The organism is Pelagimonas phthalicica (assembly GCF_004364805.1).
In the GTDB taxonomy this organism is placed as follows: Bacteria; Pseudomonadota; Alphaproteobacteria; order Rhodobacterales; family Rhodobacteraceae; genus Pelagimonas; species Pelagimonas phthalicica.
Genome location: NZ_SOAP01000002.1, coordinates 1,432,215 through 1,457,008, shown reverse-complemented (window position 1 = coordinate 1,457,008; position 24,794 = coordinate 1,432,215). Strand labels below are relative to the sequence as shown.

Here is a 24,794-nt window from a genome sequence, read left to right as displayed (position 1 = left end):
GATGGATAAGCAAACTCCTCTTGTCGAAATGAAGAACATGAGCATCGCATTCGGCGGCATCCGCGCCGTGGACGATGTGACGGTTGATCTATATCCGGGCGAAGTTGTTGGCCTGCTGGGTCATAACGGGGCGGGGAAATCGACGCTGATCAAGATGTTGTCGGGGGCCTATCAGGGCGAAGGCGACATCTATGTGAACGGCGAAAAGGTCGAGATCCACAACCCGCGTGACGCGCGCAATTACAATATCGAGACGATCTATCAGACGCTGGCGCTGGCAGATAACCTTGATGCCGCCGCCAACCTGTTTTTGGGGCGCGAGTTGATGACCCCGGCGGGGACGCTGGATGATGACGCGATGGAGGCCGAGACCCGCAAGATCATGGGCCGGTTGAACCCGAACTTTCAAAAGTTCAGCGCGCCGGTATCCGCCCTGTCGGGTGGTCAGCGTCAATCGGTGGCGATTGCCCGCGCGGTCTATTTCAACGCCAAGATCCTGATCATGGACGAGCCGACAGCGGCGCTGGGCCCACATGAGACGCAGATGGTGGCGGAGCTGATCCAACAGCTCAAGGCCGAGGGCATCGGGATCTTTTTGATCGACCATGATGTGCATGCGGTGCTTGAGCTGTGCGACCGCGCCAGCGTGATGAAAAATGGCCAGTTGGTTGGTACGGTGAACATCCCGGATGTCACCGATGATGACCTGCTGAGCATGATTATCCTCGGTAAGAAACCGGGCGAAAAAGCCGAGGGTGCGGAGGCTTAGGTCTAAGCTTTCGCAATCGCGGGCTCTGTGGACGGACGGGGCTCTTGCTACTTAGCGCCGCGGAAGCACATCCGCGGCGTTCAACAGTTGAGTTAAGGACAAGAGACATGAGCACTGGTTTTTTCGAGGGGATCGAGAAGGTCGTTTATGAAGGCCCGGACAGCACAAACCCAATGGCCTATCGCCATTACAACCCGGACGAGATCGTCATGGGCAAGCGGATGGAAGAGCATCTGCGCTTTGCTGTGGCCTGGTGGCATACCTTTGCCTGGGAAGGGCAGGATCCGTTTGGCGGGCAGACCTTTGTGCGTCCCTGGCACCCGCAAGACGATATGGAGCGTGCCAAGCTGAAGGCGGATGTGGCCTTTGAGCTGTTTGACATTCTGGGCGTGCCGTATTTCTGCTGGCATGACGCGGATATCCGCCCCGAGCAGGGGTCGTTTGCAGAAAACCTGCGCACCCTGAACGAGATCACCGATTATATCGGTGAAAAGATGGAAGCGGGCGGGCCGGATCTGCTTTGGGGCACCGCAAATATGTTCAGCCACCGCCGCTGGATGGGCGGGGCGAGCACCAATCCGGACCCGGATGTCTTTGCCTTTGCCGCAGCGACGGTCAAAAGCTGCATGGATGCGACCCATAAGCTGGGTGGCCAGAACTATGTGCTTTGGGGGGGACGTGAGGGTTATGAAACCCTGCTGAACACCGATCTTGGGGCCGAGCTGGACCATATGGGCCGGTTCTTGAACATGGTTGTCGACTACAAGCACAAGATCGGCTTCAAAGGCACGATCCTGGTGGAGCCCAAGCCTCAGGAACCGTCCAAACACCAATATGATTTTGACGCGGCGACCTGCATCGGGTTCCTGCGCAAATATGGGCTGGAGAACGAGGTGAAGCTGAACCTGGAGCAAGGCCATGCGATCCTGGCCGGGCATAGCTTTGAGCACGAGATTGCTGTGGCGGCGGCCGAGGGGATGCTGGGCAGCATCGATATGAACCGCAATGATTATCAATCAGGCTGGGACACGGATCAGTTCCCCAATAACACGCCGGAAGTGGCGCTGGCCTATTACCACATCCTGAAATCCGGCGGCTTTGCCAGCGGTGGCACCAATTTTGATGCCAAGGTGCGCCGCCAGTCGATTGACCCGGCGGATCTGGTCGCGGCCCATGTGGGCGGGATGGATATTTGCGCGCGCGGCTTCAAGGCCGCCGCAGCGATGCTGGAAGATGGCGGGCTCGAGACCGCGTTGAAGGAGCGTTATGCCGGTTGGGAAAGCGCCGAGGCGCAGGCGATGCTGGGCTCGGATCTGGGATCCATTGCGCAGCGCGTGCTGGATGACAATGTCAATCCAGAGCCGCGTTCGGGCCGTCAGGAGATCCTGGAGAATTACGTCAATCGCTTTGTGTGATCGCGCGGCGCAACATGATAACGTGACAAGACAAGGGCTGCCGGCGCAAAGCTGGCAGTCCTTTCATCTTTTATGGAATTGATTCTGCTGCTTGAATAGACCATGATGCGGGCGAGGACAGTGCGCCGGACCAGACGGGAAAACCCGCATCGGCGGCAGGCAAAGACAGGATTGTTATGAGGAACACAGCACTTTTGGTTGTGGTTGCATTTGCGTTGGCTGCTTGTGGCGGCTCGCGCGGTGATCGCGTGTCGCGATATTATGGCGGGGCCAGCGCGACATTCGCCAATGGCCCGATTTCGCAAGCATGTTTGAGCGCGGATCGCAAAGCCGCCAATCGTCGGTTGTGCGGCTGTATTCAAGGGGTTGCCAATAATGCGCTGTCAAACAGCGATCAGAAATTGGCGGCGACATTCTTTCGCACACCCCACCGCGCGCAGGAAATCCGCCAATCGGGTAACAGCCGCAATGAGGCATTCTGGAAACGTTACAAAGCCTTTGCGGCGCGGGCGGATAATACCTGTAAAGGGTATTGATCCCGAAGGGATCCGCCTGCGGCGGGCGGGTTTTGTCGACAGAGCCTAGGGGGCGTTGCCCCCTCTTGGTCGCAAGGCGACCAATTCACCCCCAGGATATTTTTGGCCCAAAGAAACCTGGGGAATTGTCTTGACCTGATGGCACTAGTTTTGGAAAAGCTGAAACTGTAGCGGCAGGGAAGGCTGGGCCATGTTGATCAAAGGCGTGACGTTGAAAGGGCTGGAGGTCTTTGAGGCGCTGGCGCGCGCGGGCTCTGTGGCCGGGGCGGCGGAGATCACCGGGTTAAGCCAGCCCGCTGTCAGCCAGCAGATGCGCAACCTTGAGGCGGCGCTGGGCGCGGAGCTGGTTGATCATGGGCGCAGGCCGATGCAATTGACCCCGGCGGGGCGCGCCTATCTCAATCGGACGCAATCGGTTTTGTCGCAGCTGAGGCTGGCGCAGAGTGAATTGACGGTGATGGATCTGTCGCATCTCAGCCAGTTGAGCCTGGGGATTATCGATGATTTCGACAATGATCTGACCCCGCGCCTGGTGACCATGCTGGCGGAAAGCCTGAGCACGTGTCGCTTTAAGCTGACCACCGCGCCGAGCCATGAGATTTCGGCGGAAATGGCCGAGGGGCGGCTGCATATCGCCATCGCCGCCTCGAGCGGGGAAGCCATGCCGGGCGTCGTGGAATACCCTTTGGTGCGTGATCCGTTTATCCTGGTCTGCCAGAAGGGGGCGCTGGCGCGGGCGGGCGGGGCCGAGGCCTTGATGGCGCAGGAACCGATGCTGAAATATGATCAGGCGCAGCGGATCGGGGCGCAGATCGAGGCGCATCTCAAGCATCAGAACCTGCATTTTGAAGAGCGCTTCGAGATCGGCGCGCATCTGTCCTTGATGACTTTGGTGGCGCGGGGGGTTGGATGGGGGATCACCACGCCGCTTGGCTATATGCGCGCGGGGCGTTTCCATGATCAGATGGAGGCGCATCCGGTGCCGTTTCAGCCCTTTGCCCGCACGATTTCGTTGTTTGCCAGCAGCGATTGGGCCGACAAGGTGCCGCGTGATGTGGCGCAGACGACGCGGATGTTGGTCAATGAGATGGTGATTGCGCCCGCTTGGCAGCAATTGCACTGGCTCAAGGGCAATCTGCGCGTTCTGGACCTGTGATTGCTGATCGCCCGACCTTAAACTTGAGACACGAATACCCTGCCACGCCTTCGGCGCTCTCGGGACATTCGTGTCGCTTGGTGAGTCAGGTTAAAGGCCGGACGCTTTAGGGCCGAGTTTTCGGAAATTGAAAACTGTGGGGCGCTGCGGCTAGACCGGGAGGAAGGCGCGCAGGGAGGCTTCGAATTCGCGGGGCTTTTCTGCGTGCAGCCAGTGGCCCGCACCGGGGATTTTGGCAAAGCGCGCCTTGGGGAAGAGCGCGCGGATCTTGTCGCGGTGTTCTGGCAGGACGTAATCGGACTCTGCGCCGGACAGGAACAGGGTTGGGCCGCTGAACTCACCTGAGACCTCGGGGAAGCCAAGCACATTGGGCATCTGATCGTCCAAGGCGTCGAGGTTCAGTTTCCATCGCTTGTTTTGCAGATCCAGCGATTGGGTGAAAAAGGATTGCAGGGTGGTGTCGGGTACATGCTCGGCCAGTTGCGCCACCGCTTCGGAACGTTTGGTGACGCGGGAGAGGTCGACCTTGCGCATGGCCTTGATGAATTGGATCTGGCTATGGGTATAGGCGACCGGGGCGATGTCGGCGACGACCAGGCGGTTGACCAGGTCGGGCCGGGTGAGGGCGAGAACCATGGCCGCCTTGCCGCCCATGGAATGCCCCACCACATCGGCGCGCCCACCATGGGCCTCGATCACCTCGGCCAGATCGGCGGCCATGGCGGGGTAATCATGCTGGTCTGAGCGAAAGCTGTCGCCGTGATTGCGCATGTCAGGTGTCACCACAAGGCGTTGATCTGACAGGCGTTTTGCGATCACCCCCCAATTGCGACCCGAGCCGTAAAGCCCATGCACAATCAAAAGCGGCGGATTGGGGCCAGCCGCCCCTTGGGTCAACACGTTCAGCATGGCTTAGTCTTTCATCGGGGTGCCGCGCAGGCGCAGGAACAGGCTTTCTTCGTCATTATTGCGAAAGAAGGGCACAGATGTGGGCGGCGCGTCATCCTGTATGCGGGCGGTGATTTCGGCCAGCACGACCTCGGTGATAAAAGGCAGGTCGAACATGCGCACGCGATCCAGCGGGATCCATTGCAGATGCGACAGCTCATCCGTGGCGGCCGAGAAATCATCGGGGTCCGAGGCCAGCGCATCGGCATCGAGCAGGAAGAAGCGCGCATCAAAGCGGCGCGGGCGGCCCGGAGGCGTGATGGCGCGGAACACAAATTGCAGCGCGTCGGCGGCGGGGCGATGGCCGGTGCCGGCAAAGCTGAGCCAATCATCGGGAACCGCGCCGGGCCAGGGGGCCGGGGTGCCGAGGATCTGACCGGTTTCTTCCCATAATTCGCGCACGGCGGCTGCGGCCAGGGCGCGGGCCATGCCGGGAGGTGCGCTTTCATTCAGGCGGGCAGAGCAGAGCTGGGGCAGGGGGCGGGCCAGAGGCACTTTGGCGTCGTCCGCATCGACCGCGCCGCCGGGAAAGACAAACTTGTTGGGCATGAAGGCCGCGCGCGCCCCGCGTTGCCCCATCAGAACCGAGGGGTTGGATCGGCGGTTGCGCACCACGATCACCGTCGCCGCATTGCGAATGGCGCTTTTGTCTATGGCTGTCATTCTGCCCCCGTTTTGCCCGACAGATTATTTGGGCTCTGCAAACCCATATAGGCGGCGTGCCCATTGGAAGGCAACGATTGCGCCCTTCATCTTGGGGAGAAGGTAAAGCGACAACCCAACACATCCAACCGCAAAAATCGTGAACAGCACCAGCGGATCGGGATGGAATTGGACAAAGACAAAGGTCAAAAACGGTGCCATGATCAAAGTGACCAGAAAAATGGTCACATAGGCCGGGGCGTTCGTGACCCTGTGCTTGCGCAGCTTTTCCAGACAGACCGGGCAATGGTCGCGCACCCGCAGGTAACTGGACAAAAGCGGCCCGGACCCGCAATTGGGGCAGCGCCCATGCAAGCCACGCATGATGGAAACACGCGTGTCACGTTTGGCCAAACCTGTCTTTGGTCGATCTGCCATATGTCTGGGGGCACCGATGGGCTTTGTTCCTGTTGAAGCTGTAGAATGGCCGCAAGGGGGCGATTTCGCCTAGGCCGCAAAACGTCCTTGCGGCGGGATGTCGCGAGGGCAGAGCAGATTTTTCTTGCCCCTGTGCAAAGTTTTTTCAGTTTTTTGCGACGGAACCCAAAACCTGGCCCGTGAAACCCTGCAGAGACGCCCGAGAGAGCGGGCGGTTTCATAAAGCAAAGAACAGGAAATGGAGACCTGGAAATGAAAAAGGCAACACTTTTGGGCGGCGTTCTGATTTTGGCTTTGGGCGGCGCAAGCTTGGCCTCCGCAGCAGGCATGCAGCATGGCAAAGGCCCGGGCGGTATGCGCGGTATGCCGAATACCGATATGCTGTTTGAGCAACTGGATGCCAATAGCGACGGCCAGATCACCAAGGAAGAAGTCGAAAACGCGCCAAAACTGCGCTTTGAGGCGGCTGATACTGATGGTGACGGTTTCCTGAGCGATGCCGAGCTGAAAGCTGCGGCTGAAAAACGCGACGCGGCCCGCGCTGCCCTTCGCGACGACCGTATCGCCAAGATGATCGAGCGTCTGGATGCGGATAAAGACGGCAAGCTGTCCATGGAAGAGATGGAAGCGCGCGGTGAAGGTCGCAAAGGCAAGGGCAAAGGGGATCGCGCCCTGCGTCTGTTTGAACATGCCGATGCCAATAACGATGGCGTGTTGACCAAGGAAGAGGTCGAGACCGCCATGGCCAACATGGGCAACCGCAAAGGCTTTGGCAAACGCCACGGTCATGGTCGCGGCCACTACTAAGTGGTGAGTGGTCCGGGGCCGATGATTTGGCCCCGGGCATTGCACGGCGCGGCCCGAAAGGGTAGCGCTTTGGAATGGATCAGATGCCCTATGACGCCATGAATGATCGCGGTGACGAAGATTTGCTGCTAGCTTTTGCCGGTGGCGACGCGGCGGCTGCACGGGCGCTGACCGGGCGTTTGGGGCCTCGGGTGTTTGCCCATGCCATGCGGATGCTTGGGGATCGGGCTGAGGCCGAAGATGTGGCACAGGATGCTTTGCTGAAACTGTGGCGCATCGCACCAAGCTGGCGCGTGGGCGAGGCCAAGGTGACCACCTGGCTCTACCGAGTGACGGCGAATATGTGCATCGACCGGATGCGCAAGCGCCGCAGCGGGCCTGATCTGGATGCGGTGCCTGAAATCGCAGATAATGCGCCCACAGCCGCGCATCAGATGCAACAAAATGCACGGGCCGAGGCCCTGCAAAACGCGCTGAACCAATTGCCCGACCGCCAGAGACAGGCGGTGATCCTGCGCCATATCGAGGGGTTGTCGAACCCTGAGATCGGTCAGATCATGGACATTGGCCCACGCGCTGTGGAAAGCTTGACCGCAAGGGGAAAACGCGCGCTCGAAGCGATTTTGAGCGGGCGGCGGTCCGAACTGGGGTACGAAGACGATGACGGATAGCAAAAAGACCGCCCCTGATGGGGATTTCGAGCTGGACAGCTTTTTCGCCGCCGCGCGCGCCGAAGAGCCTTTGCCCAGCGGCGATTTCATGGCCCGGATCGAGGCAGATGCCCTAGCGGCTTTGCCAAGCCCGGCTGCGGTGACACGGCCCGGGCTTTGGCAGCAATTCCTGCAATCGGTGGGCGGTTGGCCCGGTGCCGCCGGCCTGGCCGCGGCCTGCGCCACGGGCGTGTGGATCGGGGTTGCCCCGCCGGATGCTTTGTATGATCTCTGGGCCCAAACCGCCGGTTTGGGTGGCGTTGAAATTGATCCGACCAGCGGGTTTGACCTGGCGATGATGGAAGGCTGAGCATGTCCAAGGCAAAACAAAAGCCACCCCTGGGGCGCAGGATGCGGATTTTACTGTTCGTTTCGCTGGCCTTTAATCTGGTGATCGTTGGTCTGGTTGTTGGCATGTTCGCCAAGGGCGGGCCGCCGCCGCGCGATCACCACCGGTCTGATCCTGTGCTGCCCTTTACCCGCGCTTTTGACGATGATCAGCGCAAGGAGTTGGGGCGCGAGCTGCGCCGCTCTTTCTGGCAGAAGGATAAAAAGGAGCGCGGCGGCTGGGTTGAAAGCTATCAGGAGGCGTTGGAGGTTCTACGCGAGGACCCGTTTGATCGCGCCCGGTTTGATACGGTGATTGTCAATCAAAAAGCCCTGGCCGAAAGCCGTCGCGGCAATGGTCAGGAGATTCTGAGCGATTACCTTGAAAAGCTCAGCCCAGAGGAACGCGCGGCTTATGCGGATCGGCTAGAGGAAGAAATCTCGCGCTTGTCCAAACGGCGCAAGCATTGGCGCAAGGATCGGGACTAAGAGAAGATCCAAGGCCCTTGGCGGGCCTTGGGTTTGGTTTGTTCCTCAATAACGTCCGCGATTGACCTGCGGGCCAGTGCCGTTTTGCGACAGGGCCGGGCTTGCCTGAACAGTTTCTACCTGGGTCGGGTTGCGGCGCGGCAGGGGTTTGGTGCGTTCCGCGGTGACGACGCGATTGCGGCCCTCTTGTTTGGCCATATAAAGCGCCTTGTCGGCACGGTCGATCAGTGCCAGCGGGGCGGTTTCCCCCTCGCGCGAGGCGGTGGCGACGCCGATGGACAGGGTCACAGTGATCCGCGCCCCACCGGGCAACATCACCGGGTGCTCGGCCATGATCTGACAGAGGCGTTCGGCGGTGCGTTGGGCGGCCATGCGGCCGGTATCGGGCATGGCAATCAGAAACTCCTCCCCGCCCCAGCGCGAGATCAGATCCGCCGCGCGCAGATTATCCTTGAGACGTTGCGCGAGCGATACCAGCACGGCGTCACCAGCGGGGTGGCCAAATTTGTCATTCACCTGTTTGAAGTGATCAAGATCCAGCACCAGCACCGCATAGGGGCGCCCCTGACGGGCCGAGCGTTCGGCCAGGCGGTTGAGATGGGGCAGGGTGTAGCGGCGGTTATAGAGACCGGTCAGCGGATCAGTCACCGCTGCTCGCAACCCATCCTGCATATTGGCGCGCAGCCGGTCGGCGGTGCGTTTACGCTCGATCTGTTTTTTCAGGCGCAGCGACAGTTCCTGTAGCTCCAGCCCGCCCGCCAAAAGGTCATTGGCCCCCATATCCAGCGCACTGGCCGCCTCACGGCGTTGATGGGGCTGGGCCACATAGATCAGCGAGGCATGGCGCGTCAGAGTCGAGGCGCGCATTTGTGCCAGCAGGGTCAGCCCCTCGCCATTGCCGCCGGGACCTTCGGCGATCACGATCACATCCGGGGCAGGGCGGCGTTCGCGCAGCGCATCCTCGGGATCGACCAGAGTGATACGGTCGCGCAATTCGGCGCTGAGATCCGAGACAATCTTTTCCGCTTCGGGCTGGCGCCCGGTGGGAATCAGCGCAACATGGGCGGGGGTGGCAAATTCGGCGGGTTGTTCGGCCAGACCAAGCGCGCGGCGGGTATCGTCGCGCAGCTGCAATTCGGCTTCGGCATCGCGGGCCCGCAAGAGCGAGCGCAGCCGCGCCAGCATCACCAGATCATCAATCGGACGGGCCAGCACATCATCGGCCCCCGCCGCCAGCGAGGCCAGCCGTTCGCCGGGATCATCATCACCATGCAGCATGACAACCGGCAGTCGCACGCCGCCATCCTGCCCACGCAGGGCCTGAACCAAGGCGCGCCCGGTCATATCCGGCAGATCCGACGCGGTCATGACCAAATCCGGCTTGGCCTTTTTCATCATGGCCAGGGCCGCCTTACCCGACGCTGCCTGCACCACCTCGTAAAAGGCGGCGGACAGTTTCACCCGAAGGATGATTCGGTTCGTCGGGACTGGGTCCACCACGAGAATTCGACCTGTCATATGGTTCTTCCTTGCGCTTGGGCAGTCCGTTAAGACTCGGCACCTGCCTGCTTGCACTTCCTGTTGCTCTCAGATTTGATGAAGATTGGTTAAGAAACCCTTTCGGAATTTGATCACAATGACACTTTCTCTTGATGCGGCTGAAACAATTGGCCTGCACGCGGTGGCCTGGCTGGCCGCAAATGATGAGCTTTTTCCGGTGTTTATGGGGTCCTCCGGGGCGTCAGAGGCGGATGTTCGCGCAAATCTGCAAGACCCGGAGTTTCAAGCCTCGGTCCTGGATTTTCTGTTAATGGATGATGCCTGGGTGATCGGGTTTTGCGATGCCCAGAATATACCCTATGAAAGCGTCATGCAGGCGCGGGCGGTGTTGCCCGGCGGTGGACAGGTACATTGGACATGACTTTGCGCGCGGACGCGGTTCTTTTCGACAAGGACGGAACTCTCTTTGATTTTGGGGCCACCTGGGATGTCTGGGGCGGTGAGATGATCACCTTTCTGGCCGAGGGCGATGCGGAGCTGGAACAGGCCATGGCCGCTTCGGCGCGCTATGATCTGGCGGCCAAGCGGTTTCATCCCGACAGTCTGGTGATCGCGGGGACAAACCGCGAGGCGGCAGAGTGTCTGGCGCGGGTATTGCCGGGGCGCAGCCTGGATGAGGTCGAAGAGATCCTGATGCGCGCGGCGGCGGATGCGCCACTGTCACAGGCGGTGCCCCTGGTGCCGTTTCTGGCACAATTGGCGGCGATGGATCTGGCGCTGGGCGTGATGACCAACGACACCGAATATGCCGCACGGGCGCATTTGCAGAATGCTGGCGTCGAAGGCATGTTCGACTTTATCGCCGGGTTTGACAGCGGTTTTGGCGCGAAACCATCACCCGACCCGCTGCTGGCCTATGCGATCTCGGTCAATGTCGATCCAGGCCGCTGCGTGATGGTGGGGGACAGCACCCATGATCTGATGGCGGGGCGGGCCGCGGGGATGCAGACGGTTGGGGTGCTGACCGGGCCAGCCGAAGCGGTCGAGCTGGAACCGCTGGCGGATATCGTCTTGCCCGATATTGGCGGTTTGACCGATTGGCTGCTGATGCGCTGAGGCGTTGGTCGTTTTTGCCGGGGCGCTGTTTTTTGTGGTGTCAAACGAATGCATCCCTGACCCGTGGCGAGGCGCGATCTATCAAAATCCCGCAAGCTGAACGCGACAGAAAGTGTCGCAAATGAGAATGTAAGTGCCGGTCTCGTCCTGTGTCATTGAACGAAATGAAGGAGGGCGACATGACACAATCTGAAACCGTCACAACGGGCCGCCGCAGGGGCGGGGGGCGTCGGGGTACGGCGGCACGGCGCGGATTGCAGGCGGTGGAACAGGCCCCCTGGGTCAAGATCAAGAACCGTGATCGCCCCACCGAGCCTTTGCGCCCCGAAGAGGTCGAGCGCGTTCATGATGCCACCATGCGGGTGCTCGAAGAGATCGGGATCGAGTTCCTGAACCCCGAAGCGGTCAAGGTGTTGAAAGAGGCCGGATGCGAGGTGCGCGGGGAAAATGTGCGCATGGATCGCGAGCTGGTGATGGAGCTGGTGGGCAAAGCCCCGGACAGTTTCACCGTGACCCCACGCAACCCGGATCGCCAAATCTCGCTCGGGACTGGGCATATCTATTTCGGCAATGTGTCTTCGCCGCCGAACTACTGGGATATGGAGATTGGCCGCAAAGTGCCCGGAACGCGGGAGTTTTTCCGCAACCTTCTGAAACTCAGTCAGTATTTCAATGTGATCCATTTCTGTGGCGGTTACCCGGTCGAGCCGGTGGATCTGCACCCACGTGTGCGCCATCTGGATGCGGTGCATGACAAGCTGCTGCTGTCGGACAAGGCCATGCATGTCTATTCGCTGGGCAAAGAGCGGGTCGAGGATGGCATGGAGATGGTGCGCATCGCGAATGGGCTGAGCCATGAGGAATTCGAAGCCAGCCCGCGCATGTATACCAATATCAACTCTACCTCACCGCTCAAGCATGACCATCCGATGCTGGATGGCTGGATGCGTATGGCGGCGCGGGGGCAGGCGCTGGTGGTGACACCCTTTACTTTGGCGGGGGCCATGGCACCTGTGACCATGTCCGGCGCGGTGGTGCAATCCCTGGCCGAGGCTTTGGCAGCAGTGGTGCTGGCGCAGGCGGTGCGCCCCGGCGCGCCCTGCATGATCGGGACCTTTACCTCAAACGTTGACATGAAAACCGGGGCCCCGGCCTTTGGCACGCCGGAATATATGCGCGCGACCCAGATCACCGGGCAGATGGCGCGGTTCTATGGCTTGCCCATGCGCTCCAGCGGGGTCTGCGCCGCCAATGTCCCCGATGGGCAATCCATGTGGGAGACCGAGCACAGCCTGTGGGCGGCGATCCAAAGCGGCACCGATATGGTCTATCACGCGGCGGGGTGGCTGGAGGGCGGGCTGATTGCCAGCCCGGAAAAGTTCATCATGGATTGCGAAGTGCTGAGCCAGATCCAGCGCTATATGGAGCCTGAGGTCTGCGACGTGTCCGATGACTCGCTGGCGGTGGAGGCGATGCGCGAAGTTGGCCCGAACGGGCATTTCTTTGGCATCCAGCACACGCAAGACCGCTATGAAACCGCCTTTCACCAGCCGTTCCTGTCGGATTGGAAAAACTACGAGGCCTGGGAGGCGGCGGGGGCGATTTGGACGCCGGAACGGGCGCATGGGATCTACAAACAGATCCTCAACGAATTCGAAGCCCCACCGCTTGACGTGGCCATCGCCGAAGAGCTGGCCGCCTTTGTTGACAAGCGCAAGGAAGAGGGCGGGGCACCGACGGATTTTTAGGAGCCTGATCCGAAGGCCTGTGCCTGATCTTGTGAAACGCGAGGGAGTCAGGCAGGGTTGGCCTGTTTGAGGTATCCATGTCTGCTGTCACAACCGCTCCGCCGTTGGAATTCCGCCTGTCCCTCCCGGTTCTTGGGGCCGGGATTGGGGCTGCAGGGTGGTGCCTGTGGTGGCTTTGGCAAAACGCCCTTGTGTCCGAACATGTCTTGCTGGCGTTTGCTGCCGGGCTAAGCGCCTGGGCCATCTGGCTGGCCTCGGCGCTTGGCACCGGTCGCGTTGGGCCGATCCTGGTTGGGGCGACCAGCGCGGCGGCGCTGCTGGCCGGGGCCCTGTGGTGGGCCGCATCGCGACATATAGATGTGGTAAGCTTTCTGAACCTGGGCTATCCGATTTTCGCCTGGGGGATGATCACCGCGATCTTGACACCGCTGCTGGCTGCCGAAGCCGAGCAGGCGGGCGGTTGGAGCCAGTATCGGGTGCTGTTTCGCAGTTGCTGGCAGGTGCTGCAACGCCATGCACTGGCGCTGTTGATTTGCGGCTTTCTGGTCTTTTCCCTGACGCTTGTGGGCAGTGTTTTGCGCCTGTCTGGCCTGTCAGTCGCGATGATCACGCTGGTCGGATCACCCTTGTTTTGGGTCATTTTGGGGGCGATTTACGGCGCGGCTCTGGCGCTGGCACGTAATATGGACAGCGACGTCTCCCCCTTTCTGATGGTGGAGTTGCTGCGCTTCTTTTTGCCATTGGTCGCATTACTGGGTTTGGGCGCGGCGGTTCTGGCACCTTTGGCCATGTGGGGCGGGAGCGGGACGGTTGCCTTAAACGCGCAGCTGCTGGCGGGATTGGCGGTTGCGACCATCGTGACAATCGCCGCCGCGCTGGGCGCAGACCGCATGAGCGAGGTGCAGGACAGTTGGTTGCGCATCTGCGTGGCTGTGCTGGCTTTGATCCTGCCGCTGCTAACGGGCCTGTTGGCCTGGTCGGTCGGTCTGCGCGTTGCGCAATACGGCTGGACACCAACCCGGTTGATGGCGGCCACTGGGGCGGCGATCTTGCTGATTTACGGGGTGACCTATGGGCTGTCCCTGCTGTTGCGCGGCGATTGGATGGCGCGGATCCGTGAGGTCAATCTGGGCCTCGCCTTGGCGAGCCTCGTGGTGGCCTTTATCTGGCTGACGCCTTTGGTGGTGCCAGAACGTATCGCGTCGATGTCTCAGGCCATGCGGGCCTTGCGCGGGGAGGCGGGGATCAACCTGCCGCTTCGCGAACTTGCCCGCGATTGGGGTAAGCCCGGCCAGCGTGTTCTGGACCAGATCGCGCAATTGCGCCCGGATCTGCGCCATGCCATCGGGCGGGCCCGACCCGAGGTCGAAGGCAGGGCTGATCGCCCCATCGTGGATCGCGTGAGATTGGCCCGTGTGATGCCGGTCCTTCCGGACCAAGATCTGGCTGGTGAAATATGGGAGGCTCTGCCCGAAGACGCGGCGCGCCTGTGGCTGCGCGCCTGCGAATACAAGCTTGATGGCTTTCCCGGCTGCGCCTTGATTCTGGGCCCGCGTGTGGACGGGACGGCCAGCGGCCTGGTTCTGTTGCGAGACTTGGGTGGGTCTGTTTTAGCCAAGGCAATTAGATTGGAAAACAACCAGTTGCAGGTCGAGGGTGAGGTCATTCTTCCCCAAGGGAAGGCAGGCGCGCAGCTGACCCTTCTGGATCTGGTTGCCGTACAGTCAGGCGCTGTGTCGATTTCCGAGCAAAGCCAGCAAGTCTTTCGGCTTAATGGCCGGGCTATATTTGTGCACAATTGAAAATGTTACCTCAAAATTAAACCTCCATGGCCCATGTTGCACAGGTGGCAAACAGGCGGAGAGACCATGCACGGGTTGATACTCAAGACCCTCCAGGTTTTCGTTCAGGATACATATGGACAAGAACCCTGGCAGAATATCGCGGCGCATGCGGCGCTGGACGAGGTCGATTTTGAGGCCATGTTGAATTATGACGAGGATATTTTTACCGATGTGGTGAACTCTGCCAGTGCTGTTTTAGACAAACCAGCCGAAGCGATCCTAGAAGATGTCGGGACCTACCTGGTGTCTCATCCCAATTGCGAGGGGTTGAGGCGCTTGCTGCGCTTTGGTGGGGTGGATTTCATCGAGTTTCTGCATTCCCTGGATGATTTGCCCGATCGGGCGCGGCTGGCGGTGGCTGACCTGCATCTGCCGGATCTGGAATTACGCGACCACACGATCAATCAGTTTCAGCTCAAGATCGACGGGCATTTGCCCGGATTTGTACATGTGATGACCGGGTTGTTGCGCGCGATGGCGGATGATTACGGTGCACTGGCCTTGCTCGATCACGAAGGGGACCGGGGCGACCGGTTGCAATTGATCGATATTACCGTGGTTGAAACCGCATATGCCGAAGGGCGCGATTTTGACCTGGGTGCCGCCAACCAGATGGGAGAGGCGTCATGAACCGGTTTCCTATTGAAATGCTGCATCGGTTCTGCCCCATGCATGCGGTGCTGGATTCCACCGGACATATCCGGCAGGCAGGGCCGACACTGCATAAGATTTGTGGTGACAATCTTGAGGGCAAACGCTTTCTCGAGATTTTTGAAATTTATCGCCCCCGCGCTGTTGTTGGCATGGGGGACCTGCTGAAAACCGAAGGGCGCAAATTGCATCTGCGGCTGCGCCACGGCGTGCGCACCCCGGTCAAAGGGGTGCTGGGCGCGGATGGCAATGGCGGGGCGGTGATCAACCTGTCTTTCGGGATTTCCGTGATTGACGCCGTGCGGGATTATTCACTGACCAGCACCGATTTCGCCCCGACCGATCTGGCGGTGGAAATGCTTTATCTGGTTGAGGCAAAATCAGCGGCGATGGATGCCTCGCGCAACCTCAATACCCGGCTCCAAGGGGCCATGGTTGCTGCGGAAAAACGCGCCTTTACGGACACATTGACCGGCTTGCACAATCGACGCGCCGTCGATCAGGTCCTGGATCGGATTTGTCGCAGCGGTCAGCCGTTTTCGCTTATGCATATCGATCTGGATTTCTTTAAGCAGGTCAATGACACGATGGGCCATGCGGCGGGGGATCACGTGCTCAAGGCCTGCGCTCGCGCCATGCTGGACACCTCGCGCAAGGATGACACGGCGGCACGGGTCGGTGGCGATGAGTTTGTCATCATCTACACGACCCTGACCAATCGAAGCCGCCTTTCCGATTTGGCCGGGCACCTGATTTCCAGAATCGAACAGCCGATTCCCTTTGAAGGGCAGGATTGCAATGTGTCGGCCAGTATCGGCGTCTTTAGCAGCGATGGATCGGTCACGGATCCGGCTTTGGTGATGGAACGGGCTGATGTTGCGCTCTATGCGGCCAAGCGGGCTGGGCGCGCGCAATACTGCTTTTTCGACGACATTGAAGCGGCGTCGGACGATGATCAGGCACGTGCAGCCAATGGCGAATAAAAAGCCCAAAAATTTTTCAAAGAAGGGCTTGAACCTGCCGATTTGTCAGCGTAGATAGCGCTCCACAGTTGGGGTGTAGCCAAGTGGTAAGGCAGCGGTTTTTGGTACCGTGTATCGTAGGTTCGAATCCTACCACCCCAGCCAGTTTTCAAAAAATAGAGACTGTTAGCATTGCTAAACGTAAGACAAGTCTGACTTTCTTACCTGAGCTGACGCAGTAGCCATTCCTGAAATTGAACCGCGTGCAAATTGCTGTCATCAATCGACAGGTAATATCCTTCATGTCCCGGTATCGTAGCTGAATCTGCTGTTTCGACGTCTCCTGCTTTGATCGCATTTTTGACGAGGAATTCGCTCACCAGTGCTACGCCGTTTCCTTGGCTGGCCAGATACAGCGCCATTCCGTAGGAATCAGCAAAGAGCTGAGGTTCCGGAACCGGCCCGTTCACGGCGGCCCATTTCTTCCACCCGCTGGATGTGCCGACGGCTTCAATGAGAGGCAAGCTTTGCAGATCTCCGATAAGCTTGGGGGCTTTTACCGCGACCAGGCGATTAGGTGTTAACAGTTGCGCATTTTTCCCAACCTGTTTCTCTGATCCAAATCGGATCTCCACGTCAGCCTGGGCGGAGTTGAAATCGTCTGGCCAAATCGCGCTTAGAAATCTGATACGGACATTGGGGTGGCTTTGGGTGAAATCAGCGAGGTTCGGCGCGATAATCCACTGTGTCACACTGATCGACGCGGCGATGGTCAGCAAATTGGTCGACGGGCCAGCGTCGAATATGTCTGTCGCGGCGGCCAGTGTTCCCAGCGCCGAACCAACCTGGGGCAGCAGTTTTCGCCCGTCATCGGTCAGAGATAACCCCCGAGCATGACGCGTGAACAAGGCGACCCGAAGCCGGGTTTCCAGCGCCTTAACCTGTTGGCTAACCGCTGATTGCGTCAACCCGATCTCCTCTCCGGCAGCGGTAAAGCTCAGGTGACGCGCGGCGGCTTCGAAGGCGCGAAACCAGGTGAGCGGAGGCAGTGATTTTTTCATGAAATAAGTGACCTATTAGTCTTGTTAATACCTAAGACCATAAATCATTCGTTTGTCAAAACCGAAGTGATTTTAGACAGTCCTCTTCAGCGAATAGGAGGACCAGATGCACCCCGACATCCGGAAAATCGTGACCTATGACGAAGAGGTCTTTATCGAAGGTTTTAAGGCGGCCAAGGAACCTTGGCGCATGTTTGCAGTCGCCGCAGTGGTTCGGAACCCATGGGCCGGTCGGTTTGTCGAAGATTTGAAACCCGAAATTCACGCCTATGGCCCGGTGCTGGGCGAAATGATGACAAAGCGGATGATTGCTTTGGCCGGAAGCGGTGATGCGATTGAGGCCTATGGCAAGGCGGCCGTCGTTGGGTTGAATGGTGAAGTTGAACACGCATCCGGCCTGATCCACACCCTGCGTTTTGGTAATTTTTACCGAGAGGCAGTGGGAGCGAAATCCTATCTGGCCTTTACCAATACACGCGGTCCAGCCAATGCGCCCATCATGGTGCCGCTGATGGACAAGAATGATGCCGGTCGGCGGTCACACTACTTGACGATCCAGTTTTCTATCCAAGATGCGCCCCGCGATGACGAAATTGTCGTCGTCCTGGGCGCTGCGACAGGAGGCCGCCCGCATCACCGTATCGGGGATCGCTACCAAGACTTGAAGGATCTGGGCCATGACCTGGACAACCCGGCCGCGGTCTGAGTTCGGCGCGCTGCGTGCGATCACTGCAGGTCAGGGACCCGTTGTGGTCCTGATCCATGGTGTCGGTTTGCAGGCCGACGCCTGGAATGCGCAGATCGATGCCCTTTCAGACCGCTTTCGCATCATAGCCGTCGACATGCCCGGCCATGGCCAAAGCCCCTTGGGTGCCGACGACATGGTGTTGCAAGACTTTACCGATTGTGTCGTTGCAGGTTTTGACGGTCCTGCTTTGGTTATCGGTCATTCGATGGGCGCGATGATCGCCCTGGATATGGCGATCCGCCATCCTGACATGGTGCGCGGTGTGGCAGCGTTGAATGCGATTTTCGAACGGGACGGTGCCGCAGCTCTGGCTGTGAAAGCGCGGGCAAACAGCCTTGACGGGGCAAAAGTCGCCGACCCGACCGACACGTTGGAGCGCTGGTTTGGCGACACGGCATCGGCCGAGCGGAATGCCTGTGACCATTGGTTGAGACATGCGGACCCCAAAGGCTACCGCAGTGCCTACACCGTGTTTGCGCAGGAAAATGGTCCCGCGGCTGATGATCTGGCAACCGTGTCTTGCCCGGCCCTGTTCATGACAGGCCAGGAAGAGCCGAATTCCACCCCCGAAATGTCAGAAAAGATGGCAGCGCTTGCACCTAAGGGACGCGCGCGGATCATCGAAGCCGCGGCACATATGATGCCGATGACCCATGCGGCGCAGGTCAATACCGCGCTTGAGGAATTCGCACAGGAGGTTTGGTCATGACTGATCTTGATCCGCGCGCTTTGCGCACGGCCTTTGGCCGATTCATGACAGGCGTAACTGTGGTGACCACTCGCACGCCTGACGGGACATTATGCGGCTTTACCGCCAATTCGTTTTCCTCCGTGTCGCTCGATCCGCCTTTGTTACTGGTTTGCCCTGGCAAATTTTTGTCGACCTTTCAGAGTTTTGCAGATTGTTCGCGCTTTGCGGTGAATGTGTTGGCCGAAGGGCAGGAAGACGTCTCAAACACCTTTGCCAGTTTCAAAGGAGATCGTTTTGCGCAAGTGCCCAACACACTTGATGCCCATGGTATCCCCTTGATCGACGGGGCGATTGCGCAGTTTTCCTGCACAACCTGGCAATCGCTTCCAGCGGGTGATCACCAAATCCTGATCGGAGAAGTCACGGAGTTTACCCAAAGCGAAACCCCTGGCCTTGGCTATGCGGGCGGGCAGTATTTTAGCCTGGGCCTTGAACGCGCTGTGCTGGATCAAACCTTTGACAAGACTGTTTGCGGCGCACTCATCGCCTACGATGACACGGTGTTTCTGGAAGAAACGCCAGACGGTTTCCGCCCGCCACAAGTTGATCTGAAAGACCGGGGCCGGTTACGGCTCGACTTGCAAGAAGCGTTGCTGTTGCGCGGATGTGACCTTGATCTTGGGGCCGCCTATTCCGTCTTTGATGACGCTGGCAGAAGGACTCATCACGCTTATTTCCTTGCCACCAGTAAGGGGGCACCCGGCACCGGAATGCAGGCGGTTCCGTCCCGGGACCTTCCCACGCTCACATACACGACGCCCGCCATCGCCGAGATGATGGCGCGCTATTCTCTCGAAGCCCGCAGCCGCAGTTTTGGTCTCTACCTTGGGGATGCAAAGCGCGGAGATGTGCACAGTTTGACCGAAAGGACCTGAATTATGGAGTTTTCGCTATTTGCGCATAAGGAACGGCTGACGCCCGACCAATCCCATCAGCAATTGAGTGATGAGTTCATCACATTGTGCAAGATGGCGGATGAGGCGAAGATGCGCGCGGTCTGGACGGGGGAACATCATGGGATGGATTTTACGATCTCTCCCAACCCGTTGCTTGAACTGGTAAATCTCGCCCACCACACCAGCCATGTGAAATTGGGCACAGGGACGGTTATCGCGCCTTTTTGGCACCCAATCAAACTGGCGGGCGAGGTGGCCTCGGCGGATTTGATCACTAATGGCCGTATCGAGTTGGGCATCGCGCGCGGGGCGTATTCCTATGAATATGAACGCCTCATGCCCGGAATGGATGCCTGGGAGGCTGGCCAGCGGATGCGCGAATTGGCCCCGTTGGTTCCCAAGCTATGGGAAGGGGATTGTGCGCATGACGGCGAATTCTTTCAATTTCCGGCAACGACCTCGGCCCCGAAACCGTTGCAAGAGGATGGTCCGCCCATCTGGATCGCGGCGCGTGACCCAAACAGCCATGAATTTGGCGTCCATAACGGGTTCAACATTCAGGTGACGCCGCTATGGCAAGGGATCGAAGAGATCGAAAGCCTGATAGCGCGTTTCAATGCGGCCTGTGACACCCATGAGGGAAAAAGGCCAAAAATCATGCTGTTGCATCACACCTATGTGGCCAAGGATGCCGACGATGTGGACCGCGCCGCCAAGGAATTGTCGCGCTTCTATTGCTATTTCGGCGCATGGTTCCAGAACAAGCGCCCGGTGTCGCAGGGGCTTATCCAGGCGCTGAGCGAGGAAGAAATGGCCGCCAATACCATGATGGCCCCCGAGAACCTAAAGCGAGATTTGACCATAGGAACGGCGCAAGAGGTGATCGACCAGATCAAACGCTATGAAGATCTGGGATATGATGAGTATTCGTTCTGGATTGATAGTGGGATGAGCTTTGAGCGCAAACGCGAGTCGCTTGCCCGGTTCATCGACGATGTTATGCCTGCATTTCAGTGAGGGACCCAATGGGACAGAAACCACATTATCAGCTGTTCATTGACGGTGAATGGGTCGACGGCGCAGACGGGCAGGTTATGACATCTGAAAACCCGGCAACCGGTGAAGGCTGGGCGACATTTGCCTGTGCCGCGCCTTCAGATGTGGACCGCGCCATTGGGGCCGCGCAACGCGTTTTGAACGATCCCGCGTGGCGCGACATGACGCAAACCCAACGCGGCAAGTTACTGTATCGCTTGGCGGATCTGATCGAGGAAAACGCGCAGGCCATTGGACGTATAGAAACCACCGATAGCGGCAAACTCTTGGCGGAAACCGCGATGCAATCGGCCTATGTCGGTGACTATTATCGCTACTATGCGGGGCTTGCGGACAAGATCGAGGGCGCGGTTCTCCCGATTGACAAGCCAGACATGCATGTCTTTACCCGCCGAGAACCCATCGGGGTTGTGGTGGCCATTGTGCCCTGGAACGCCCAGATGTTCCTGACGGCGACCAAGCTCGGCCCAGCCCTGGCTGCGGGGTGTTCGGTAGTGCTCAAGGCGTCCGAAGTCGCTCCGGCGCCGATGTTGGAATTTGCTCGTTTGATCGAAGAGGCAGGGTTTCCCCCTGGTGTCGTCTCTGTCATCACCGGTGACGCAGACAACTGCGCCATCCCATTGACCCGCCACCCAGATGTTGATCGGATTGCCTTTACCGGCGGGCCGGAAACCGCCCGCCATGTGGTGCGCAATTCGGCGGAGAACTTTGCGGTGACAACGCTGGAGCTTGGGGGCAAGTCGCCCATTCTGGTCTTTGACGATGCTGATCTGGACGGTGCTGCTAATGGGCTGATCGCCGGGAATTTTGGTGCATCAGGTCAAAGCTGTGTTGCGGGCAGTCGCGGCCTGATCCACCGCCCGATTTTCGAAGAGCTGATGGCGCGGATCGAAGAGAAAGTGCAAGGGGTCAGGGTTGGCGATCCGCTCGACAGCGACACGCAAATCGGCCCACTCTGCACCGCGGCGCAGGTGGCGAAAATCGAGGCAACTCTGGACGCCGCACGCGTTGGCGGCGCACGCATCCGCTTTGGCGGGGCCAAGATTGACCGGCCGGGCAACTACATGGCACCGACGCTGGTTGAATGCCCGGATGCGGACATTGAAACCCTCAAGACAGAAATGTTCGGGCCGGTGATGTCCCTGCTGCCGTTCGATACAGAGGAAGAGGCCATCGCCTTGGCCAACGCGACGCCTTACGGGTTGGGATCAGGGGTGTTCACGCAAAACGTGGCCCGAGCGCACCGGGTTTCGAAACGCCTCAAGGCGGGGATTTGCTGGGTCAACACCTATCGCGCGGTATCTCCGATTGCGCCTTTCGGAGGCTATGACCAATCCGGATACGGGCGAGAGGCGGGGATTGATGCGGTGCTCGATTACACACGAACGAAAACCACCTGGATTAGCACGTCTGAGCAACCGATGGCCAACCCTTTTGTTATGCGCTGACTGTCCTCATGTCCCGAGTGCGGCAGGTTTGTTTTCGGTCCCTGGTCCATTGGCATACCGTTGTTTCTGAACGAAAAAGATCGTGAATTCGATTGTATTTCGGTGACTTTCCTCTGTGGAAATGCTAGGCTCTTTCTGATGTCCCAGTTTTGGTGCGACATAGGAGAAAAGCATGTGCAGATTGTTCATCGGAGCGGACCCAAAGCTTTGGGAAAGCATCACCAAATCCTTTCGTATGGACGGTATGGTGACGAGCGTTCGTTTGGAACACATGTTCTGGAACGTACTCGAAGAGATCGCGTCCAGAGAGGATGTGAATGTGCCGCAACTGCTTCATCGGCTCTACAATGAATCAATTGATGAGGGGCACGATCTTGGGAATTTCACATCCTTCCTCCGTGTGTGTTGCCTGCGCTTTGTCAACTTGCAGCTTCATAATTTGGTTCCAATGACCAATACCTCTGAGTTGGACATGCTGCCGACCGAAGAAATCCTTGAAATCGAAGACAGGTTGAACGCCAAGGCCGGACGCCTTCGGTCTACTCATTCCGCTCAACACTGAGGCTTATCGCAAGAAGGCCAATTGATAGATCCGAAAAGGGAGACCGGATAACCGGTCTCCCTCCGTTTTTGCGGCCAGCTTTGGCTGACCAGTATCGATGACACTACAGGTTTCCCTTTGCCAGTTCATCGGCAATGTGATCGGCCTGACGGATTGCCAGAGCGACAATGGTGAGTGTTGGGTTTTCCGCCGCGCCAGTGGTGAATTGAGACCCGTCGGAAATGTACAGGTTCTCAATATCGTGGCTGCGCCCCCATTTGTTCACCACACCGTCCTTTGCCTCGGCGGACATGCGGTTTGTTCCGAGGTTATGGGTCGATGGGTAAGGCGGGGTCGGGAAGGTTCGCGTCGCCCCAACGGCCTCGTAAACGGCCTGACCTTGCTTATACGCATGTTCACGCATGGCGATATCATTGGGGTGATCTGAAAAGTGAACATTAGCCACGGGCAGGCCCCATTGATCTTTCACATCGGTATTCAGTGTTACGCGATTGGTTTCCTGGGGCATGTCTTCGCCGACAAGCCACATACCGGCCATGTTTTCATAGTGGTCCAGAGCGGTGGTAAATCCACGCCCCCAAGCGCCGGGATTCAAGAAGGCCGCCATGAAGGGCAGGCCAAGCGCCAGCGTTTCCATTTCGTAACCACCAACAAAACCTCGGCTCGGATCATGGCGGGCTTCGTCCTGGATGATGCCGGCCATTGTGGTCCCACGCCACATTTTGACCGGTTTATCAAAGACGGCGTAGACCGAACCTGTCATGTGCCGCATATAGTTCTTGCCCACCATGCCAGAGGAGTTGGCGAGGCCATCAGGGAACATGGCTGAGGCCGAGTTCAAAAGCAGTCGGGGGCTTTCAAATGAGTTCCCGGCGACGCAGACCACGCGGGCTTTTTGCAGCTGCAGGTTGCCGTCTTTGTCGAAATACTCGACTCCGTTCACCTTGCCTTGCTTGTCATGGACGATGCGGGCCACATGGGCGTGGTCGCGCACTTCGAGATTGCCGGTTGCCTCGCCGCGAGGAATATCCGTGTAGGCGGCCGACCATTTGGCCCCCCATTTGCAGCCCTGAAAGCAAAAGCCGGTTTGCTGGCACATCATGCGATCATCATTATCGTCGCTATTGATCGCCATGCGGCCCGTATGGACATTCTCATATCCAAGGGCTTTGGCCCCGGCTTCAAACACCTTGTAATTGTTGTTGCCCGGCAGGCCTGCGCGGCCACCTGTGCGTGTCACGCCAAGTTTGTTCTCGGCCTTGGTGTAATAAGGGTCCATTTCGGCGGCATCGATTGGCCAATCGAGCAAATTCGCGCCAGCAACGTCCCCATAGGTGGTCTTGGCCTTCCATTCATGCTCTTGGAAGCGCAACGAAGCCCCGGCCCAGTGGGTTGTTGTGCCGCCAACCGCCTTGACGATCCAGGCTGGAAGGCCGGAAAAGTCTTTGGCCACACGCCAGTCACCTGACGTTGTGCGGGGATCGACCCAGGCCAATTGGCCAAAGCTTTCCCATTCATCATTGACGTAATCCTCTGGCAGATAACGCCCGCCTGCCTCTAAGGCGACTACTTTTACCCCTTTTTGGGCAAGCTCATTGGACAAGACACCACCGCCAGCACCCGTCCCGATAACGACAACAACGCTGTCATCGTTCATGTCAAATTTCGCAGCCATGATCGGTCTCCTTACAGCCAGTTGATGTCGTCAAAGCCACGGTGGATATAGCCACCCATCGAAAAGCTCTCGCCTTCGTAGCCAAAGATCGGCCAGACGGCTTTTTGGTTGTAAAGGCCGGTTACCAGCCCGCCGCGAATGGTTTGGAAAAAGGCATCATCCTCAATCTGCTTGAGCAACGCGACGCGATTGTCCTCCCATTTCGTGTCCACATAACTGGCCGCCCCGGTTTGTTGGGCCAGCGCATCAAGCTTTGCCACGCCTTCGGCAACAAAGGCTTTGTTTTCGGTGCTGTCATATCCTTTGACGGCAACCACATAATATTCATCTGCAACCTGGTCGTGCGGATAGATGTCCCGCGCCATCTGCAAAAGCGTGACCATTTGATGTTCCGAAATGGCCGTAACTTCGAGCGCCCAAGCCGCATTGGGGGCGGCGATAAAGCCCGCGCCCGTGACGGCTATGGCTCCCAGAGCCGCCGATTGCTGTAGAAGCGCACGCCGCGTGAGCGTCCGCTTTTCCGGTGTGTTGGTCATAGT

Annotated in this window: 27 protein-coding genes and 1 tRNA gene; 21 read left to right on the top strand and 7 right to left on the bottom strand. The window is 58.8% G+C overall.

Going from position 1 to position 24,794, the window contains the following annotated elements; all coding sequences use genetic code 11:
* Window position 1 precedes the first annotated feature (1 nt).
* The 4 genes from CLV87_RS17200 (at window position 2) to CLV87_RS17185 (ending at window position 3,876) form a co-directional block, all read left to right on the top strand.
* Window positions 2-769, top strand: a complete 768-nt coding sequence (locus tag CLV87_RS17200; RefSeq protein WP_099247353.1) for an ATP-binding cassette domain-containing protein — start codon at window positions 2-4, stop codon at window positions 767-769.
* 107 nt (window positions 770-876) lie between these two features.
* Entirely contained in the window at window positions 877-2,184 is a 1,308-nt protein-coding gene (gene xylA / locus CLV87_RS17195) for a xylose isomerase (protein ID WP_099247351.1), read from the top strand.
* Between the two features lie 176 nt (window positions 2,185-2,360).
* The gene (locus CLV87_RS17190; protein WP_099247349.1) at window positions 2,361-2,720 is read left to right on the top strand and encodes an arginine transporter; all 360 of its coding nucleotides are present in this window, start codon (window positions 2,361-2,363) and stop codon (window positions 2,718-2,720) included.
* A 190-nt stretch (window positions 2,721-2,910) separates the two neighbouring features.
* Window positions 2,911-3,876, top strand: a complete 966-nt coding sequence (locus CLV87_RS17185; protein ID WP_099247347.1) for a LysR family transcriptional regulator — start codon at window positions 2,911-2,913, stop codon at window positions 3,874-3,876.
* 150 nt (window positions 3,877-4,026) lie between these two features.
* Here the strand turns inward: CLV87_RS17185 and CLV87_RS17180 are convergent, their stop codons facing one another.
* From CLV87_RS17180 to CLV87_RS17170, 3 genes are read right to left on the bottom strand one after another with little or no spacing between them, the layout of a single operon-like run.
* Window positions 4,027-4,785 (bottom strand): alpha/beta fold hydrolase, encoded by a 759-nt coding sequence (locus tag CLV87_RS17180; RefSeq protein WP_099247345.1) that lies wholly within the window; start codon window positions 4,783-4,785, stop codon window positions 4,027-4,029.
* A 3-nt stretch (window positions 4,786-4,788) separates the two neighbouring features.
* Entirely contained in the window at window positions 4,789-5,487 is a 699-nt protein-coding gene (locus CLV87_RS17175) for an NUDIX hydrolase (protein ID WP_099247343.1), read from the bottom strand.
* 24 nt (window positions 5,488-5,511) lie between these two features.
* Window positions 5,512-5,904, bottom strand: coding sequence for a DUF983 domain-containing protein (locus tag CLV87_RS17170; RefSeq protein ID WP_099247341.1), 393 nt, complete (start codon window positions 5,902-5,904; stop codon window positions 5,512-5,514).
* 252 nt (window positions 5,905-6,156) lie between these two features.
* Here CLV87_RS17170 and CLV87_RS17165 point away from each other — a divergent pair, with 252 nt between their 5' ends.
* From CLV87_RS17165 to CLV87_RS17150, 4 genes are all read left to right on the top strand, one after another.
* Window positions 6,157-6,711 (top strand): EF-hand domain-containing protein, encoded by a 555-nt coding sequence (locus tag CLV87_RS17165; protein WP_099247339.1) that lies wholly within the window; start codon window positions 6,157-6,159, stop codon window positions 6,709-6,711.
* Window positions 6,712-6,794: 83 nt separating this feature from the next.
* On the top strand, window positions 6,795-7,382 hold the full coding sequence (locus CLV87_RS17160) for an RNA polymerase sigma factor (RefSeq protein ID WP_099247931.1): 588 nt from the start codon (window positions 6,795-6,797) through the stop codon (window positions 7,380-7,382).
* Window positions 7,372-7,731 (top strand): hypothetical protein, encoded by a 360-nt coding sequence (locus CLV87_RS17155; RefSeq protein WP_235871966.1) that lies wholly within the window; start codon window positions 7,372-7,374, stop codon window positions 7,729-7,731. The genes CLV87_RS17160 and CLV87_RS17155 overlap by 11 nt, the downstream gene beginning before the upstream one ends.
* Window positions 7,732-7,772: 41 nt before the next feature.
* Complete coding sequence (locus tag CLV87_RS17150) at window positions 7,773-8,237, top strand: periplasmic heavy metal sensor (protein WP_166652779.1); 465 nt, start codon at window positions 7,773-7,775, stop codon at window positions 8,235-8,237.
* Window positions 8,238-8,282: 45 nt separating this feature from the next.
* Here CLV87_RS17150 and CLV87_RS17145 read toward each other — a convergent pair whose 3' ends face one another.
* Entirely contained in the window at window positions 8,283-9,755 is a 1,473-nt protein-coding gene (locus tag CLV87_RS17145) for a diguanylate cyclase (RefSeq protein WP_099247335.1), read from the bottom strand.
* 118 nt (window positions 9,756-9,873) lie between these two features.
* On the opposite strand from CLV87_RS17145, the gene CLV87_RS17140 reads away from it, so the two are divergent.
* The 7 genes from CLV87_RS17140 to CLV87_RS17110 all read left to right on the top strand — a co-directional run bounded on the left by CLV87_RS17140 (window position 9,874) and on the right by CLV87_RS17110 (window position 16,223).
* Window positions 9,874-10,158: a DUF3572 domain-containing protein gene (locus tag CLV87_RS17140; protein WP_099247333.1), complete on the top strand. Its 285-nt coding sequence runs from the start codon at window positions 9,874-9,876 to the stop codon at window positions 10,156-10,158.
* Window positions 10,155-10,853 carry an HAD family hydrolase gene (locus CLV87_RS17135; protein WP_099247331.1) on the top strand — a complete coding sequence of 233 codons (699 nt, stop codon included), beginning with the start codon at window positions 10,155-10,157 and terminating at the stop codon, window positions 10,851-10,853. The genes CLV87_RS17140 and CLV87_RS17135 overlap by 4 nt, the downstream gene beginning before the upstream one ends.
* Window positions 10,854-11,032: 179 nt before the next feature.
* Window positions 11,033-12,601, top strand: a complete 1,569-nt coding sequence (locus CLV87_RS17130) for a trimethylamine methyltransferase family protein (RefSeq protein ID WP_099247927.1) — start codon at window positions 11,033-11,035, stop codon at window positions 12,599-12,601.
* Between the two features lie 77 nt (window positions 12,602-12,678).
* Window positions 12,679-14,403 carry a DUF4153 domain-containing protein gene (locus CLV87_RS17125; protein ID WP_099247329.1) on the top strand — a complete coding sequence of 575 codons (1,725 nt, stop codon included), beginning with the start codon at window positions 12,679-12,681 and terminating at the stop codon, window positions 14,401-14,403.
* Between the two features lie 66 nt (window positions 14,404-14,469).
* Window positions 14,470-15,075, top strand: a complete 606-nt coding sequence (locus tag CLV87_RS17120; protein ID WP_099247925.1) for a heme NO-binding domain-containing protein — start codon at window positions 14,470-14,472, stop codon at window positions 15,073-15,075.
* Window positions 15,072-16,079 carry a GGDEF domain-containing protein gene (locus tag CLV87_RS17115; protein ID WP_099247327.1) on the top strand — a complete coding sequence of 336 codons (1,008 nt, stop codon included), beginning with the start codon at window positions 15,072-15,074 and terminating at the stop codon, window positions 16,077-16,079. The genes CLV87_RS17120 and CLV87_RS17115 overlap by 4 nt, the downstream gene beginning before the upstream one ends.
* A gap of 69 nt (window positions 16,080-16,148) precedes the next feature.
* Window positions 16,149-16,223, top strand: a tRNA-Gln gene (locus CLV87_RS17110).
* Window positions 16,224-16,279: 56 nt separating this feature from the next.
* Here CLV87_RS17110 and CLV87_RS17105 read toward each other — a convergent pair.
* Window positions 16,280-17,119 (bottom strand): LysR family transcriptional regulator, encoded by an 840-nt coding sequence (locus tag CLV87_RS17105; RefSeq protein WP_099247325.1) that lies wholly within the window; start codon window positions 17,117-17,119, stop codon window positions 16,280-16,282.
* 106 nt (window positions 17,120-17,225) lie between these two features.
* Between CLV87_RS17105 and CLV87_RS17100 the strand changes: the two genes are divergently transcribed.
* From CLV87_RS17100 to CLV87_RS17075, 6 genes are all read left to right on the top strand, one after another.
* Window positions 17,226-17,825, top strand: a complete 600-nt coding sequence (locus CLV87_RS17100; RefSeq protein WP_099247323.1) for an amino acid synthesis family protein — start codon at window positions 17,226-17,228, stop codon at window positions 17,823-17,825.
* The gene (locus CLV87_RS17095; RefSeq protein WP_099247321.1) at window positions 17,797-18,576 is read left to right on the top strand and encodes an alpha/beta fold hydrolase; all 780 of its coding nucleotides are present in this window, start codon (window positions 17,797-17,799) and stop codon (window positions 18,574-18,576) included. The genes CLV87_RS17100 and CLV87_RS17095 overlap by 29 nt, the downstream gene beginning before the upstream one ends.
* The gene (locus CLV87_RS17090; protein ID WP_099247307.1) at window positions 18,573-19,493 is read left to right on the top strand and encodes a flavin reductase family protein; all 921 of its coding nucleotides are present in this window, start codon (window positions 18,573-18,575) and stop codon (window positions 19,491-19,493) included. The genes CLV87_RS17095 and CLV87_RS17090 overlap by 4 nt, the downstream gene beginning before the upstream one ends.
* 3 nt (window positions 19,494-19,496) lie before the next feature.
* Window positions 19,497-20,531, top strand: coding sequence for an LLM class flavin-dependent oxidoreductase (locus CLV87_RS17085; RefSeq protein WP_099247305.1), 1,035 nt, complete (start codon window positions 19,497-19,499; stop codon window positions 20,529-20,531).
* An 8-nt stretch (window positions 20,532-20,539) separates the two neighbouring features.
* Window positions 20,540-22,018 (top strand): aldehyde dehydrogenase, encoded by a 1,479-nt coding sequence (locus tag CLV87_RS17080; RefSeq protein WP_099247303.1) that lies wholly within the window; start codon window positions 20,540-20,542, stop codon window positions 22,016-22,018.
* A gap of 172 nt (window positions 22,019-22,190) precedes the next feature.
* Complete coding sequence (locus CLV87_RS17075; RefSeq protein WP_099247301.1) at window positions 22,191-22,580, top strand: ribbon-helix-helix domain-containing protein; 390 nt, start codon at window positions 22,191-22,193, stop codon at window positions 22,578-22,580.
* 103 nt (window positions 22,581-22,683) lie between these two features.
* Here the strand turns inward: CLV87_RS17075 and CLV87_RS17070 are convergent, their stop codons facing one another.
* Both CLV87_RS17070 and CLV87_RS17065 read right to left on the bottom strand, forming a co-directional pair.
* On the bottom strand, window positions 22,684-24,255 hold the full coding sequence (locus CLV87_RS17070; RefSeq protein WP_099247299.1) for a GMC family oxidoreductase: 1,572 nt from the start codon (window positions 24,253-24,255) through the stop codon (window positions 22,684-22,686).
* Window positions 24,256-24,266: 11 nt separating this feature from the next.
* A complete protein-coding gene (locus tag CLV87_RS17065; RefSeq protein WP_099247297.1) occupies window positions 24,267-24,791 on the bottom strand; it encodes a twin-arginine translocation signal domain-containing protein in 525 nt (174 codons plus the stop codon).
* Window positions 24,792-24,794: the final 3 nt, after the last annotated feature.